Annotated in this window: 11 protein-coding genes; 6 read left to right on the top strand and 5 right to left on the bottom strand. The window is 69.2% G+C overall.

All coding sequences use genetic code 11. The features are described 5' to 3' along the window. Nucleotides 1–22: 22 nt before the first annotated feature. The gene (locus tag BOSE46_RS13060) at nt 23–769 is read right to left on the bottom strand and encodes a DUF554 domain-containing protein (RefSeq protein WP_159540653.1); all 747 of its coding nucleotides are present in this window, start codon (nt 767–769) and stop codon (nt 23–25) included. Between the two features lie 119 nt (nt 770–888). On the opposite strand from BOSE46_RS13060, the gene BOSE46_RS13055 reads away from it, so the two are divergent. Further along, entirely contained in the window at nt 889–1497 is a 609-nt protein-coding gene (locus tag BOSE46_RS13055) for a GNAT family N-acetyltransferase (protein WP_159540652.1), read from the top strand. Between the two features lie 53 nt (nt 1498–1550). Then, nucleotides 1551–4214 (top strand): DNA polymerase I, encoded by a 2664-nt coding sequence (gene polA / locus BOSE46_RS13050; RefSeq protein WP_159540651.1) that lies wholly within the window; start codon nt 1551–1553, stop codon nt 4212–4214. Nucleotides 4215–4220: 6 nt separating this feature from the next. Here polA and BOSE46_RS13045 read toward each other — a convergent pair whose 3' ends face one another. Next, nucleotides 4221–5426, bottom strand: a complete 1206-nt coding sequence (locus BOSE46_RS13045; RefSeq protein ID WP_159540650.1) for a polysaccharide biosynthesis protein — start codon at nt 5424–5426, stop codon at nt 4221–4223. A 47-nt stretch (nt 5427–5473) separates the two neighbouring features. On the opposite strand from BOSE46_RS13045, the gene BOSE46_RS13040 reads away from it, so the two are divergent. Continuing rightward, complete coding sequence (locus BOSE46_RS13040; protein WP_159540649.1) at nt 5474–7192, top strand: hypothetical protein; 1719 nt, start codon at nt 5474–5476, stop codon at nt 7190–7192. Nucleotides 7193–7239: 47 nt separating this feature from the next. Next, nucleotides 7240–7386 carry a DUF2613 domain-containing protein gene (locus BOSE46_RS13035; protein ID WP_159540648.1) on the top strand — a complete coding sequence of 49 codons (147 nt, stop codon included), beginning with the start codon at nt 7240–7242 and terminating at the stop codon, nt 7384–7386. Between the two features lie 70 nt (nt 7387–7456). On the opposite strand, the gene BOSE46_RS13030 is transcribed toward BOSE46_RS13035, so the two are convergent. Then, entirely contained in the window at nt 7457–8551 is a 1095-nt protein-coding gene (locus tag BOSE46_RS13030; protein ID WP_159540647.1) for a glycosyltransferase family 4 protein, read from the bottom strand. A 152-nt stretch (nt 8552–8703) separates the two neighbouring features. Here BOSE46_RS13030 and BOSE46_RS13025 point away from each other — a divergent pair, with 152 nt between their 5' ends. Beyond that, on the top strand, nt 8704–9438 hold the full coding sequence (locus tag BOSE46_RS13025; protein ID WP_236551746.1) for a class I SAM-dependent methyltransferase: 735 nt from the start codon (nt 8704–8706) through the stop codon (nt 9436–9438). Continuing rightward, nucleotides 9435–13478: an alpha-(1->3)-arabinofuranosyltransferase gene (locus tag BOSE46_RS13020; RefSeq protein ID WP_159540646.1), complete on the top strand. Its 4044-nt coding sequence runs from the start codon at nt 9435–9437 to the stop codon at nt 13476–13478. The genes BOSE46_RS13025 and BOSE46_RS13020 overlap by 4 nt, the downstream gene beginning before the upstream one ends. Here the strand turns inward: BOSE46_RS13020 and BOSE46_RS13015 are convergent. Together BOSE46_RS13015 and BOSE46_RS13010 are read right to left on the bottom strand one after the other, a co-directional pair. Beyond that, nucleotides 13382–14575: an acyltransferase gene (locus BOSE46_RS13015; protein WP_159540645.1), complete on the bottom strand. Its 1194-nt coding sequence runs from the start codon at nt 14573–14575 to the stop codon at nt 13382–13384. The genes BOSE46_RS13020 and BOSE46_RS13015 overlap by 97 nt on opposite strands. Continuing rightward, nucleotides 14572–16389 carry a glycosyltransferase family 39 protein gene (locus tag BOSE46_RS13010; protein ID WP_159540644.1) on the bottom strand — a complete coding sequence of 606 codons (1818 nt, stop codon included), beginning with the start codon at nt 16387–16389 and terminating at the stop codon, nt 14572–14574. The genes BOSE46_RS13015 and BOSE46_RS13010 overlap by 4 nt, the downstream gene beginning before the upstream one ends. Nucleotides 16390–16502: the final 113 nt, after the last annotated feature.

The raw sequence follows: 16502 nt of genomic DNA, 5'->3' as shown, positions 1-16502 counted from the left end.
TCGATGAACTCGAGACGTGTTGTCAGTGAACGACGACGGCGATCTGACACAGTACGGGGGCGATGACGAGGGCCGGCAGCAGGTCGGCGACGTGGATCGACTTGAGGTCGAGCAGCCGGAACGCGACACCGATCAGGATGAGGCCTCCGGTCGCAGTGAGTGCGGCGAGGTGCGCGTCAGGGAGGAACGACCCGAGCAGTGCACCGAGCACCGTCAGCGATCCCTGGATCACCGCGACCGAGACCGCCGACGCCATCACGCCGATGCCGAAGGACGCCGCGAACGCCAGGGCCGCGAAGCCGTCGAGCGTCGACTTGAGCAGCAGCTGGTCGGCGCCGTTGCCGAGTCCCTCGTTGATCGAGCCGAGGATCGTCAGCGGGCCGATGCAGAACACCAGCGAGCTGATCACGAAGCCCTCGATGAAGCGCTGCCGGCCCTCGGCCGCGTCACCGGGCGTCAGTCGGCCCTGGAGCCAGCCGCCGAAGTCCTCGAGCCGGTCCTCCAGCCGCAGCACCGAGCCGATGATCCCGCCGAAGACCAACGAGCCGAGGACGATCAGCATCGGGGCGCCCCTGTCGACCGCGTCGACCAGGTCCGGGTCGCTGACGGCCATGGCGGCGTCAGCGGCGATCAGCAGGGTCACGAGCCCGAGCGCCGAGGTGACCGTCGTACGTACGCGCAGGCTCAGGCGATGACCGATCAACAGGCCGAGGCCCGAGCCGGCGATCACGGTCGCCACGTTGGTGGCTGTGCCGAACCCGACGAACATGTAAGGTCTCCTTCGACAATTGAGGCTTCAACCGAGTACGTCTCCACACCCGGGCGTAGTGTGTCATTCCGACACCTGCCCGTCGTGGGCAGGCACTCGGACTCGAGACAGGATCGTGGATGTCGGGCCGACCGCACATCGTCCTCAGGGACGCAGATCGCGAGGACGCGCACGCCCTGGTCACCCTCTGGGCCGAGTGCGCGGGTGCAGGCCAGGATGAGGGCTCCGAGGCATTCACGCAGCAGTCGCTGTGGCGCGAGCCCGGCGTCGCCGAGGCAGCCGCTGCCCTCGACTTCAACCTGGATCGTGGCAAGAAGATCATCGTGGCACTGGTCGACGGCGAGATCGTCGGTGCGACCGTATGCACGATCGGCACCATGACGCCCATCAACCTGACGCGGGTCCTGATCGTCACCGAGATCCAGGTGTCGCCGCGCTTCCGGCGCAAGTCCGTCGCGTCGACGCTGCTGTCCGCCGCGGCGAGCTACGGCGAGGAGCACAACTGCGAGATCGTGGTCGCCGCGATCCCGGTGCACTCCCGCGAGCCGCACCGCTACCTGACCAAGATCGGCTTCAACCAGATCGCCACGGTGCGGGCGATCCAGGCCAGCAAGCTGCGCTCGCGCCTCACGATGAAGGCCACCAACTCGCGTGACACCGGCAAGCTGATCGCCGTACGCCGGACGCTTCGCCGCCGCACCGACGCGCGCGGCCACTCGCGTACCTGAGCCGCAGCCCGACCCCTCGCGGTTCGTCAGACCCGGCGACTAGAGTCGACCGGGTGGACCGCCTCTTGCTGATCGACGGTCATTCCGTCGCCTACCGTGCCTTCTTCGCCCTCCCCGTCGAGAACTTCTCGACCACGACGGGCCAGAGCACCAATGCGGTGTTCGGCTTCACGTCGATGCTCATCAACGTGCTGCGCGACGAGAGGCCGACGCACGTCGCCGTCGCGTTCGACGTCTCCCGCAAGACGTTCCGGCTCGAGCAGTACGCCGAGTACAAGGGCAACCGCTCCAAGTCGCCGCCGGAGTTCACCGGCCAGATCCCCTTGATCAAGGAGATCCTCGACGCGTTGCACATCACGACGTTCGAGAAGGACGGGTTCGAGGCCGACGACATCATCGGCACCCTCACGACGCGCGCAGAATCGGCCGGCATGGAGGTGCTGATCTGCACGGGCGATCGTGACGCGCTCCAGCTCGTCAGCGACAAGACGACGGTGCTCTATCCCCGCAAGGGTGTCTCCGACCTGGCCCGCATGACGCCCACCGCGGTCCAGGACAAGTACGCCGTCACGCCCGATCACTATCCCGACATCGCCGCGCTGGTCGGCGAGACCAGCGACAACCTGCCGGGTGTGCCCGGCGTCGGACCCAAGACCGCCGCCAAGTGGATCAACCAGTACGGCACGCTCGAGGCACTCGTCAACGACGTCGAGAACGTGCCGGGCAAGGCGGGTGAGTCGCTGCGCGAGCACCTCGACAGCGTCCTGCGCAACCGCAGCATCAACGCGCTGATCCTCGACCTCGACCTGCCCGCGGGACCGGCTGACCTCGCATTCGACACCGTGTGGGACCGCGACGCGATCCACACGGTGTTCGACGCGCTGGAGTTCAACGCGCTGCGGACCAGGCTGTTCGAGGCGTTCGGCGAGGTCGAGCCGCAGGCCGAGGAGGGCTTCGACCTCGAGGGCACGACGCTGGCGCCCGGCGAGGTCGCCGCGTGGCTCGAGACACAGTCCAAGTCCGGCGGCCGCCTCGGCCTCCACGTGCAGGGCTCGTGGGGCCGTGGCACGGGCGACGTCGTCGGGCTCGCCGTCGCGTCAGACGAGGCTGCGGCGTGGATCAGCACCGACGACATCACCGCCGACGACGACGCGGCCATCGCGGCCTGGCTCGCCGACCCGGACCGGCCCAAGGTGCTCCACGATGCCAAGGGTCCGTCGCTGGCGCTCGAGGCCAAGGGCTGGCCGATCCGGGGCGTGGCCGCCGACACGGCGCTGTCCGCATACGTCGTACGGCCCGACCAGCGGTCCTACGACCTGGGCGACCTGTCGCTGCGCTACCTCAAGCGCGAGCTGCGCGACGAGTCCGACAATTCCGGCCAGCTGACCCTCGACACCGACAACATCGGTGCCGAGTCCGGCATGCTCCGGGCCCGGGCCACGCTCGACCTGGCCGCGGTGCTCGACCAGGAGGTCGAGCAGGCCAGCGGCACGGCGTTGATCCACGACGTCGAGCTGCCGCTCGTGGCGACGCTGGCTCGCATGGAGCGCACCGGCATCGCGATCGACGACGATCACCTGATCGAGCTCGAGTCCGAGTTCGCTGCGCGCGCCCAGAACGCGGCGTCCGAAGCATTCGCGGCGATCGGCGGCAAGGAGATCAACCTCGGCTCGCCCAAGCAGCTGCAGGTCGTGCTGTTCGACGAGCTGGGCATGCCCAAGACCAAGAAGACCAAGACCGGCTACACGACCGACGCCGAGGCGTTGCAGCAGCTCTACGACAAGACCGAGCACCCGTTCCTGCAGCACCTGCTCGACCATCGCGATGTCACCCGCCTGCGCCAGACCGTCGAAGGGCTCCGCAAGTCGATCTCCGACGACGGCCGGATCCACACGACGTACGCCCAGACGATCGCCGCGACGGGCCGGTTGAGCTCCAACGACCCCAACCTGCAGAACATCCCGATCCGCACCGCGTCGGGCCGGCGCATCCGCGAGGCGTTCTGTGTCGGCGAGGGCTTCGAGACGCTCGTGACGGCCGACTACAGCCAGATCGAGATGCGCATCATGGCCCACCTGTCGGAGGACGCCGACCTGATCGCGGCGTTCAACTCCGGCGAGGACTTCCACACCGTCATGGCGGCCAAGGTGTTCGCCAAGGAACCAGGTGAGATCGACGGGGGCCTGCGGGCACGCATCAAGGCGATGAACTACGGCCTGGCCTACGGGCTCTCGTCCTACGGCCTCAGCCAGCAGCTCAACATCTCCACCGGCGAGGCGCAGGGCTTGATGGACGACTACTTCGAGCGGTTCGGCGGCGTGCGCGACTACCTGCGAGGCCTCGTCGACGAGGCCCGGCAGACCGGCTTCACCGAGACGATCATGGGCCGCCGCCGCTATCTGCCCGACCTGCAGAGCGACAACCGGCAGCGGCGCGAGATGGCCGAGCGCATGGCGCTCAACGCCCCGATCCAGGGCTCGGCTGCGGACATCATCAAGGTGGCGATGCTGGGGGTCGAGCGGGCGCTGGATGCCGCTGGTCTCACCTCGCGCATGCTCCTGCAGGTGCACGACGAGCTCGTGCTCGAGGTCGCTGCGGGGGAGCAGGAGCAGGTCGAGCACCTGCTCCGCGAGCAGATGGCCTCGGCGGCCGAGCTGTCCGTGCCCCTCGACGTGTCGGTCGGCGTCGGCCGCACGTGGCACGAAGCCGGTCACTGACCTTCGTCAGCGAAGCGCTGGCGCCCGTCGCCCCGTCGGGGCGAACAGGAACACCACCGCAGCGAGTGCGGCGGCCACCAGCGCGACGGTGAGGACCAGGCCGTTGATGCCGACGCCCAGCCCGTACGCAGCCACGACCACCGCGACGACGGCGCCCCAGATCATCACGACGATGCCGTGGGCGTGCCTGGCGAGAGCGTCGAACACCAGCAGGTGCACGACGGCCAGGCAGGAGCCGGCGACGGCGAACAGCCAGAGGCGACCCATGATCTCGTCGTACTGGTGACCACCCACGAGGATCAGGGCGAGGTGGGGCAGCGCCGCGGTCGCCAGCACGGCGAGCGCGCCGAAACCGGCGACCAACGAGACCGCGCGCAGCCGGGCGTGATGCGTCGTCGCGCGGGCGAGGTCAGGGAACAGCACGACACTGACGAACTGGGGGAAGAACAGCGCAGCCTTGGCCAGGATGAGCCCCGAGGCGTACAGCCCGCTCTCGTGCTCGTCGAAGCGGTTGCGGGCGATCAGCGAGTCGAGGTTGCTGAGCACGAAGTACGCGAGCAGGGCGTGCGTCGAGAACAGCGCTTCCTTGAGCAGCGGGCGCCGGCTGATCAGCTCGCCGCGGCCGTGGCCGATCATGAGCCGTGCGCCGGCGAGGGCGGGCAGCCAGGAGCCGATCGCGATGCCGATCATGGCGGAATTGACGGTGGGCGAGATGACGAGGGCCAGCGCGCCACCCAGCAGGCGGCCGAGCCCGTTGCCGACGTAGATCGCGGTGAGGGCGCCCCAGCGTGCCGTGCCCTGGGCGATGCCCGACTCGGCGCCCATGACGGTGAGCGGCACGAGGGTCGCGCCACACAGGACCACGGCCCAGTAGTCGTCGAGCTTGAGCACAGGGGTGAGGACGACCGTGGAGGCGGCAACCAACAGGCCGACGGCCGACGCGACGATGACCGTGACCCTGACGGTTGCACCGATGATGGCGTCGCGGTGGTCGTGATCGATCGCGAGCCGGCGCGCCGTGACCGCCTGCAGCCCCAACGAGGCGACGGTCCCCACCAGCAGGATGCCGAACAGTGCGGTGAGGGCCCCGAACTCCTTGGGCACGAGTGCTCGAGCAGCGATGACGTTGAACCCGTAGACCGCGATGTTCATCGTCATCATGCCGGCCGCCACGAGCGTTCCACCCGTCATGGTCGCGCGCGTGGATCTCACCACGGCACAATAGCCGTGGCCGGGGTCGGACAAGAGCAGGGGCGAGCATGAGGCGATGGCAACAGCTCGACCTCCATCGGCCGGCCGTGCCCGGCTGGTCCGCGTTGCTGGCGCTGGCCGTGTGCCTGCCGCTGTTCTCGCGGGGATACGTCCTGTCGTACGACATGGTGTGGGTTCCCACGTTGGACCTCGACCGACCGGAGGTCTGGGGTCTCGGCACGGGGCTGCCCCGAGCCGTGCCGTCGGACGCGATCGTGGCCCTGCTCGGTGCTGTGCTCCCGGCGGCGGTGGTCCAGCGGATCGTGCTGTTCGCGGCGTCGTTCCTGCTGGCGCTGGGCACCGCGCGGCTGCTGCGCGAGCGTCCACTGGTGGCCCAGCTGGCGGCTGCCACGCTCGCCGTGTGGAACCCGTTCATCGCCGAGCGTCTCGTGCTGGGTCAGTGGCCGCTGCTGCTGGCGTGTGCCGCCATGCCGTGGCTCATTGACGCTCTCGGTGGCAAGGGCGATCAGCGCTGGTCGGTCGTCGCACTCGCGCTTGCGGCAACCGCTCTGACCCCCGCGACGGGAGTCATGGGCCTCGTCCTCGGCGTCGTCGTCGCCTGGCGCCGGGGCGTGGTCGGTGTCGTGATGCTGGCTGCCCTCGTCAACAGTCCGTGGATCGTGGCTGGGCTCCTGCACTCCGCCATCTCGCGCAGCGACCCTGCCGCCGTGGGCCTGTTCGACCTGCAGCCCGAAGGTCACTTCGGCCGTCTCGGCTCGGCACTCACCCTCGGCGGGATCTGGAACACCGAGGTGGTGCCGACCTCACGCACCTTGGTGATCGCCGTGCTCATCTCGATCGCCATCGGTGCCGTCATCGTCGTCGGGACGGTCACGATGTGGCGTGATGACGGGCGGCTGCTGGCCGTGCTGTGCGTCGCGGGCGGGCTCGGGCTCGCGGTCGCTCTCGCCGGCTGGCTCGCTCCGGACCTGGTCGCCCGGATCGTCGCGGACGTACCGGCCGGTGGCCTCGTCCGTGACGGCACGCGCTGGCTCGCCCTGCTGGTTCCGCTCGAGGCCGTGGCCTTCGGAGCCGGCGTGCACACGATCTTCTACCGCGCCGAGTTCACCGCGTGGGAGGTGCCGGTCATGGTGTTCGCCCTCGTGCTGCCGCTCGCCGCGATGCCCGACATGGCGTGGGGCGTGGGGGACCGGCTGAAGCCCGCGACGTACCCGGCGGCCTGGACCGACGCGCGGCGAATCGTGGAGATCACCAAGGTGCGCGGGGACATCGTCGTGCTGCCCTTCAGTGCGTACCGGAGGCCGTCCTGGAACCACGACACGTCGGTGCTCGATCCGGCCGGCCGGTTCTTCGACCGTACGACCGTGGTCAACGACGACCTCGTGGTCTCCGGCCGCACGATCGGGGGAGAGGATCCTCGTGCGGCTCGCATCCAGCGGGTGCTGCGCGGCACGGACGTCCGACGCGGCCTCGCTCGCCAAGGCATCGGGATCGTCGTCGTGGAGACTGACGCACCGGGAGCTCGTGCGGCGTTACGGCAGGTCAGAGGCGCTAGGGAGCTCGAGGTGAAGGGCCGCACGCTGCGGGTGTTCGCCATCCCGGGTGCCCGGCCCATGGCGATCGACAACGAGGACCGGCAGGTCATGATCGCCACCTGGGCGGTGGCCGGGCTGACGCTGCTGTTGTCCCTCGTCGGCGTGGTACGCGGGGCGGTCGAGCGTCGACGCCGCAAGCCCGTGCCGCCGCCCTCGCGGACGAAGACGTGACCCTCACCTCCTGTTAACCTTGCGTGGTCTCGAGGGAGGACAACAACGTGGGAACACTTACAGGCGGCATCATCGCCTTCATCGCCGGACTCGGCCTGGCCGGAGCCACTGTCGTGGGCGTCGTCCAGACTCAGCAGAGTGCCAACGAGAAGCCGATCTCGTCGACGAACGTGAGCTACGGCTCCAACAACTGAAACACCGCGTCCCGGACGCGACGAAGGGCGGACTCCTCGGAGCCCGCCCTTCGTGCGTCCGGACCTGCTCCTACCGCCCGGACGTCTCGAGGATCGCGGCGAAATCAGCCTGCGAGCCCTGCCAGGTGAAGGTCTTGGACTTCGCAAGCGCGCCCTGGCCGAGGAACTCCCGCCACTCGCGGTCCTCGATCAGCTCGCGCAGTGTCGCGACCAGCTCATCGGGGGTGTCGACCAGGACGCCCGAGTCCTTGTGGTCGATCGACTCGGTCGTGCCACCAGCGGTGCTGTAGGCGACCGCGGGCGTGCCGTGCGCGCCGGCCTCGCCGATCACCAGGCCCCAGCCCTCCTTGAGCGACGGGAGCGCCATGACCCAGGACCGCGCGAGCAGCTCGTGCTTGCTCTGGTCGTCGACGTGCCCGTGGAACACGACCCGGTCGGCGACTCCGCTCCGCTCGGCGTGGGCGCGCAGCTCGTTCTCCCACCAGCCAGCCCCGAGGATGTCGAGGACGACCTCGGGGTGGTCGGACTGCATCGCGGCGATCGCGTCGATGGCATGCTCCACCTGCTTGTGCGGGACCAGGCGCCCGACGACGCTGATGCGCGGTGTGACCGACCGGGTTGCCGTGACGGCGGGTGCCGGGTCGTTGCCGTTGTGGATGACGGTGATCCGCTCACGGTCGACGCCGAGCTCCACGAGCTCGAGGCGAGTCGCCTGCGACACCGCGACGTACGCGCTGCGCCGATACAACCGAGGGGCGACGCGGCTCTCGATCCACCAGCCGATGCGACCGACGAGGCCCGGGTAGACCACGGGCCACTGCTCGCGGTGCACGTGGTGCACCAGCACGACGACCGGCTTGCGCGTGGCGAGCCGGGTGAAGAAGGGGAGTCCGTTCTGGACGTCGACGACGGCGTCGACCTTGCCGTAGCGGCCGAGCAGGAGGGCGAGGAACGTCCGGACGTAGATGTCCAGCTTGGTGCCACGGCGCACGAACCTGACCCCGTCGACGACCTCGTCGTGCGGGGCCGCGTCGTGAGAAGCGCACGCGATCGTGACGCGGTGGCCGCGCTCGACCAGGCCGCGAGCCATGTTCTCGACGTAGCGCTCCGAGCCCCCGCCTTCGGGGTTCTTGGTGTCTCGCCAGTTGCAGAAAAGGATGTGCATCGTCGGCCGGCGGGTTGCCGGCCCCTCCTTCGGTGCCGACGTGACGCCGGCTGCTCCCTCGGCACGTCCCTCAACGTGGCGACGTCATGTCCCTCAACATGACCGGTAAATGTTAACACCGGGGTGGTCCACCCCTCCCGTATCCTTTCGGCGTGCCTGACCTGCCCTTTCGCCCTGATCTGGGCCGATCGTGGCGGTTGTTCCAGGCCTTCCGGGTCGAGCAGACCGACCCCGCGCACTTCTACGGAACCCTCGCCCGGGACTCGGTCGACCAGATCCGTACGTACGCCGACCTGGACGGCCAGTGGGTGCTCGACGTCGGGGGCGGACCGGGCTACTTCGCCGACGCGTTCCGCGGCGCCGGGGCGACCTACACCCCGCTCGACGCCGATCTCGGCGAGCTGTCGGGCCTGGGTGATCCCGAGAGCGGCACGGTGCTCGGCAGCGGCATGCAGCTTCCGTTCGCCGACGACAGCTTCGGCGTGACGTACTCCTCCAACGTCCTCGAGCACGTCAGCGAGCCGTGGACGATGGCCGACGAGATGGTGCGGGTGACGCGGGCCGGCGGGCTGGTCTTCCTCTCCTACACGCTCTGGTACGGCCCGTGGGGAGGTCACGAGACCTCACCGTGGCACTTCCTGGGTGGCCATCGGGCCGCCCGGCGCTACGAGAAGAAGCACGGGCATCCACCCAAGAACGTCTTCGGCACGTCGCTCTTCCCGGTGACGGCAGCCGCCGGGCTGCGCTGGTCCCGCCGACAGTCGGCCGCCGAGATCGTCGCGGTGATGCCGCGCTACCTGCCGCGCTGGTCGTGGTGGGTCCTGCGCGTGCCGGTCGTCCGTGAGCTGGTGACGTGGAACCTCGCGATCGTGCTGAGGAAGACGTGACCCAACGGGACGACACCCAGAGATCCGACAGCTTGTTGTGGCGCCTGCGCCTGGGCGCGTGGAGCATGGTGCTGGTCGCCGTCGCCTTCATCCAGGCGCCCGGTCGCATCGCGACCGACACCAAGCTGGACCTGACCGTGGACCCGGTGGGTTTCCTCGGTCGCTCGCTCCACATGTGGGACCCCAACGGTGCTTTCGGCCAGGTGCAGAACCAGGCGTACGGCTACCTGTTCCCCATGGGGCCGTTCTTCGCGCTCGGCGACGGGATCGGCCTGCCCCCATGGGTGACCCAGAGGCTGTGGTGGAGCGTGATCTTCGTCGTCGCCTTCCTGGGCGTCGTCAAGCTGTGCGGAGTTCTCGGAATCGGGCACGGCTGGACGCGGGTCGCAGCAGGGCTCGCCTTCGCCCTGTCGCCGCGGTTCCTCAGCGTCATCGGGCCGTCGTCGATCGAGGTGTGGCCCTCTGCCGTCGCTCCCTGGGTGCTGATCCCACTCGTCATCGGGCTCCAGCGCGGCAGCACCCGGCGTATGGCCGCATGGTCGGCGATCGCGGTGGCGTGCGTGGGCGGCGTCAACGCAGCTGCGACGTTCGCGGTGATCCCGTTGGCCGCACTGTGGCTGCTTTTCGCGCCCGGCAGCCCGCGGCGCCGCTCACTGATGGTGTGGTGGCCGGTCTTCGTTCTGATGGGCACACTGTGGTGGCTCCTGCCGTTGTTCCTGCTCGGTCGCTACAGCCCCGCGTTCCTGGACTACATCGAGAGCGCCAGCAACACGACGTTCGCGGCGTCGGCGTTTGACGCGTTGCGCGGAACGACCGACTGGGTCCCGTACGTCGACCTGAACGCCGACGCCGGCAACCGGCTGCTCGCCGAGCCGCTGCTGATCGCCAACGGGGTCGTCGTCCTCTGCTTCGGCATCCTGGGCCTGGCCCGGTCGGACCTGCGGCACCGCAGATTCCTCGTCACCGGGTTGCTCGCCGGTCTCGTGCTCGTGACTCTCGGGCACACCGGCGCCTCCGAGGGATTCGGCGCCTCGTCGATCCAGGACGCCCTCGACGGGGCTCTTGCGCCGTTGCGCAACACGCACAAGTACGACGTGGTGATCCGACTGCCCTTGGTGCTCGGGCTGTGTCACGCGCTCTCGGTGTTCGCGCGCTCGCGGGCTGCACGCAGTGGCCAGGCCGCACGCCGGCTCGATCCGTCGGCGATCGGTGCGGCGGTGCTTGCGTGTGCCGCCCTGATCGGCGCCACCACCCCGGCGTGGTCCGCATCGGTGGCGAACCGCTCGTCATTCACCGAGGTCCCGGGCTATTGGAAACAAGCCGCGAACTGGCTGGCGGCCAACTCCGAGGGGCGTGCCCTGCTCACGCCCGCCACGCCGTTCGGTGACTACGTCTGGGGCAAGACCAGCGACGAGCCGTTGCAGGCGCTGGCGTCGTCGCCGTGGGCGGTCCGCAATCTGATCCCGCTCGCGCCAGGGGGCAACATCGAGATGCTGGACGCGATCTCGCACCAGCTCGCGACAGGGCATGGCAGCGTTGGACTCACGAACTTCATGAGGCGGGCCGGCATCAGCACCATCGTCGTCCGCAACGACCTCAACCGGCGGCAGGACATCGTGCCGCCGGAGCTCGTACGGGCGACGCTGACAACGACCCCGGGTGTGCACCGGGTCGCGTCGTTCGGTCCGAAGGTCGGCGGCGGTCCCACCCTTCCAGACGCGAACGGCCGGGACGTGTTCGTCGACGGTGGCTGGCAGGCGACCCGCCCCGCGCTGGAGCTCTTCTCGCTCGACAACCCGCTGACAGGTCTGACGACCCAGGCGCTCTCGGACACTCCGGTCCTGATCGGCGACCCTGACTCGTTGATCGCGCTGGATGAGTCCGGCGACACGCGGGGGGCCGATGTCGTGATGGCCAAGGACGCCGACACCAAGCGGCCGTACGCCTCGACCCTGCTGACCGACGGCAACCGTCGCCAGGAGGTCGCGTTCGGCGCGGTCAACCATCAGCGCTCCGGCTCATTGACCCGGAGTGAGGCGTACAGCACACACCGCCGCGTGCACCGTTACGACCAGGCCGAGCAGGACCGTTGGCTCACGGTGCCGGACCTGCGTGGAGCCAAGTCGATCTCGTCATCCTCGTCTGCGGCAGATGTCGGTGCCATCCCGCACATCGACCAGTCCAGGCAGACCTGGGCAGCCTTCGACGGTGATCCGGCGACGGGCTGGGAGCCCGACCTGGCCGATGCGGGCAAGGTCTCGTGGTTGCGCGTCGACTTCAAGAAGCGGGTCGATGTCGGCAGCCTCTCGATCACGCTGGACCTGCCTGCGGGGGAGTCGCGCGTGATCACGGTGACGACTGAGCAGGGCCCCCGTCGCGTACAGGTCGAAGGGTCGGTCCCCGCCGTCATCGATGTCGGACGCGTCTCCTCGGTCGTGATCTCCGGCCGGTCGACGTACGAGAAACGACTGGTCGTCGACGACGTCCGGATGAGCGGGGTCCAGATGTCGCGTCCACTGGTCCTGCCGACCGTTCCCGCAGCCTGGGCGGCACCGTCTCGCATCCTGTTGCAAGCCGGCCCGGGCTATGACGACGGCTGCGCGACGTTCGACGGCGTCCCGAGGTGCTCCGCGGCGTACTTCTCGACCGGTGACAGCGGACGCATCCTGGACCGCGAGGTCACCCTCGGCTCCGGCGGTTCGTACGACCTGCGCGTGCGCGTCGCGCCGACCGGCGGCCGGGCCCTGACCGCGCTGCTGCAGAGGGGCCGGTTGACCTCTGTTGCGGCGAGCTCACAGCTGACGCCTGCCGCTCAAGCCGGGCCTCTGGCGGCGGTCGACGGCCGGACGACTACCGGTTGGGTCGCCGCCAAGGACGATGTAGGACCGACTCTCTCGGTCAACTGGGTCGGCGAGCGCGCGATCTCGAGGTTGCGGCTCTCGACGTCACCGCTGCTGGCCGCGACGGCGCCAGACCGTGTACGCCTGACATTCGCCGACGGCAGCAACACGACCGCGCCGGTCGAGGACGGCGTCGTGCGGTTCAGCTCGGTGCGGACGGACTCGGTCCGGATCCAGCTGCTCGGCGGTGCTCCACGGTTCTCGGTCGACTTCAGCGGCGGTATCCAGCGGCTGCCGCTGGGGGTCAGCGAGCTCGCGGTTCCCGGCGTCGGCGGCTTCCCCTCGGTCCTCGATGCCGAGAAGCGCCGCTTCCCGTGTGGCACCGGGCCCACCGTGTCGGTCAACGGGACGTCTCGCCAGACCTCGCTCAACGCATCTCCGGCCGCGCTGGCCGCCGGCACCGAGGTCGAGGCCCGCGTCTGCGGCGGCAACAGGGCGAAGCTGCGCGAGGGAGTCAACCGGGTGACCGTCATGGGCACCGATGCCTTCCGTCCGGTGGCGGCGACCTTCTCGGCCCAGGTACGTCCTGCTGCCGTGCCCAATGGCGAGCTGGTGGTGACGACCCACAACGCCAATCCCGGCTGGGTCGCCAAGCAGGGCGGCAAGACCCTCGCCCCGGTCGTGCTCAACGGTTGGCAGCAGGCCTGGCTCGCCCCCAGCGCGGATGCGGGCGACGTCACGACGTCGTTCGCTCCCGACCGCACCTATCGTCTCGCCCTCGCCGGGGGTGGACTGCTGCTGCTCGCCCTCCTGGTGATCGCCTTCATGCCGGCGCGGAGCGCGAATCAGCTGCGCGTCGGCACGTCCCGCACCGCCAGGCCCGTCCTGCTGACCCTGGCAGGTGTGGTCACCGCGGGCCTTCTGGCGGGCCCGTGGGGACTCGCCGCTGTTGCGGTGGGCGTCGCCGCGCCGTACGCCGCCGGCGCCCGGCGCTCTGAGACGGCGGGCTGGCTGGCGGCGACCAGCGTGGCTGCCGCCGGCATCGAGTACGTCCTGCGGCCGTGGGCCGGGCTCAACTCGTGGGCCGGCGACCACCGTGCGCCTCAGCTGCTCGTCGTGATCGCGATCGGTTGCCTCGTGTCCGGCGCGGTAGACCGGGCATCCTTCCAGCGCAGGAACGGCATCTCGACGAAGCGGTAGAGCAGCTCGGCGATCACCAGACTGATCGTCAGGGTCACTGCGAACAGCACGAACGGGTCGCTCTGGAAGAGCCGGAACCCGAACCATCTCGCCTCGAGCTCGAGCACCAGGACGTGGCAGCAGAAGAGGCTGTACGAGATGTGCCCGAGGTGCCGCAGGAACGGGTGCGCGAGCGTGCGGGCGTACGCCGACTGCTGATCGCCGAGGACGCTGGGCAGCACCACGAGGAGGGCGACCAGCGCGTAGAGGCCGGTCCGGATGACGCTCTCGCCGGCGGCGATGGCCACGAGTCCCGGCGTGCCGGCCAACGGGGTGCTCGCGATGGTGAAGACGGCGAGGGCGAGCAGCCAACAGGTGCCGGCGCTCGACGCCAGGACTGTCACGCCGTCGACGAGCCGGTTGCGACTGGGTGCCGCGCGGTGCCGGCGATCCACGTCGAGCACTGCCAGCGCGATGCCGATCGCGAACCAGATGAAGTACGACGGCAGCGCCCGATGCATGCCCTCGACATGCTTGAGTGCCGATGCCGCGAGAGCGGTCCACCCGAGGGACAGGACCGACAACACGCCCAGAGTCACGAGCAGTCGTCGAGGCGCCCAGCGGCGCCGTGCGACATAAGTCGTGAGCAGCCACATCAGGAGCGGCAGCACGAGGTAGAACGCGACCTCGGTGCTCAGGCTCCACATCTGGGTCAGGCCGTGGGGGAGCGCAGGGTTGAGGTAGAGGTCGATCAGCAGCAGGTTGTCGAGCCAGCGGGAGACGCCGAGTGAGTGGTTGGCCGGCAGCAGTACCAGCGCTGCGACGACCGCGACCCAATAGACCGGCAAGATGCGCAGCGACCGCTTCCAGAAGTAGCGACGGGTCGAGTCATGGCGCCGACCCGTGCGCAGCTGGGTCACGAAGGGATACGACAGCAGGAAGCCGGACAGCACGAAGAACACCGCGACGCCGACCTCCAGTCGCTGCATCGCAGAGCCGAGTGTGCCGTTGCCGTACACCCCGGCCCAGAAGCACGTGTGCGTCGCGACGACGGCGATCGACGCGATGGCGCGCAACGAGTCGAGACCCGGGAAGCGTGGTGTTGAGGCGTTCGTCATGAGACCGGCACCAGGTCTCCCACGCGTACGGTGTCGACGCACACTGTGAGGTCAGGCGTCGTCGACCTGAGCTCGACCGTGGTCACCGGTCCCTCGCCGCGCATGAAGTACGTGTGCAGACCGTTCTGGACACGTATGTCATCGACCTTGTTGCCGTCGAGGCGGACCTCGAGGTCGCCGTCGCCAGAGGAGAGGTAGCCGATCGACATCCACCAGAACGGGTTGGCCACGGTCTTGTCGAGGCGTACGCGCGTGACGTCCTGCGTCACCGCGAAGCCGCAGTCGCGAACCGGCCCGGGCCGCGAGGTGGCTGATGCGAACACCGCGGCCTGCCGGTGGACGCCGCGGTCGTCGAGGATGCGGACGTCATTGCCCCGGTACGCCGTCCGGATCTCCTTGCCCAGCGGGTAGAGCAGGTTCGACGGCAGGTTGTTCGGGTAGCTCAGGCGGGACTGGACCAGGTTGGGCACCTCGAGCTCCGCGATGACCGCAGGCTCGGCCGCGAGACTCGTGCGGGCGTTGTCGACGAACTCGCGCGCGGGATAGTCGCGGTGCCACGCCGAGGCGTACGAAACGGTGCTGACCAGACTGCCCACGAGGAAGACCGCGATCGCTGCGCCGGCGAACGTTCGCCAATGGCCCCGCGCCTGCGCGGGACGTGAGGTCATCGCGGCTTCGCGCACCGGCAGCAGCAACAACCCCAGGACGAGTGCCGTCACGGGGAGTGTGTCGGTCAGATAGCGAGTCATGAGACCAGCGTTGGCGCCGAGCTGCAGCCCGCGGCCGTAGACCAGCGCGAGGTACGTCACGAGGAGCTGCGCCACCAGGATTGCCAGAGCCGCGAACGCGACACGGGCTCCGCGGCGCACGGCCATCACCACCATAACGAGCACGGCTAGGCCCGCGATGGCGTAGAGCACCGATGGTGGATCGGGACGGCTCATCGGAGGGTTGTACTCATCCCAACGCCAGGGGCCACCGACCAGCGAGGTGATCCATGAGGTGCCGATCAGGTTCCTGCCGATCGCCAGCGCCGGCGCCGAGCCCTGCGCCTCCACCGGCGAAGGTGTCGAGTCGGCGTAGACCACGAGATACGCGACGCCGACGACCGCGAGCGGGACGATCAGCGCAGCGTGTGTGCGTACGAGATGCCACGGTCGGGTCCACCATCGGCCGGGCGTGAAGAACAGCAGGAGCAGCAGCCCGACCGGGACGATCATGACGAGGCCGCGCGGACCGCTGATCACCGCAAGCGTGAGGGCGGCGCCGCTCGCGATGGCCCACCGGGTTCGACGTTCGCGCGCCCAGCGGACCACGCTCGTCACGAGCAGGAAGAACGCGATCTGGATCGGGATCGCGTTCAGGGCTGCGGCCCACCACGTCAGCGCCTCGATCCCCATGGTGGAGAACAGGTAGAAGCCCAGTGGCGCCAGGATCGCCCACCGGTCGCCGAACACCGTGCGGAGCATCGCGAGGCAGGAGATCGCCGCGACGGCCTGCAGCAGGAGCGTGATCGAGGCAGCGAGCAGCCAGTTGTAGGGACCCGCATGGGCGACGACCGACGAGATGGCGACCCCGAGCGGCATCAGCTGGCTGTCGTGCGGCGTCAGCAGGAAGTCGGGCGTGATGCGGTTCTTCAGTGCGTCCTCGAGGAAGATGAAGTCATCGCTGTAGAACCAAGCCGGAATCAGCACCCACGCCTTGAGGATGAGGTGCAGGCCGATGAGGCCGTAGGCCGCGCCGCGGATCTGCTGAGCAGGCGACAGGTCCTCGGGAACCATCGCTCGCAGCGGTGTCAGGACGGGGGCGCTCACAACCGTCGATCCTGCCATCCGTGGGGGTCACCGATCCGGCTCGCGACGTGCGCAAACGTGCCCAAACGTCTCGGTGTGACGCTCGCCGGACCTGACCCTCCCCGGTGCTACGG

It is taken from the genome of Aeromicrobium sp. 9AM, assembly GCF_902506105.1.
Taxonomy (GTDB): Bacteria; Actinomycetota; Actinomycetes; order Propionibacteriales; family Nocardioidaceae; genus Aeromicrobium.
The sequence above is the reverse complement of the archived record's forward strand: the minus strand, read 5'-3'. Positions and strand labels throughout refer to the sequence as shown.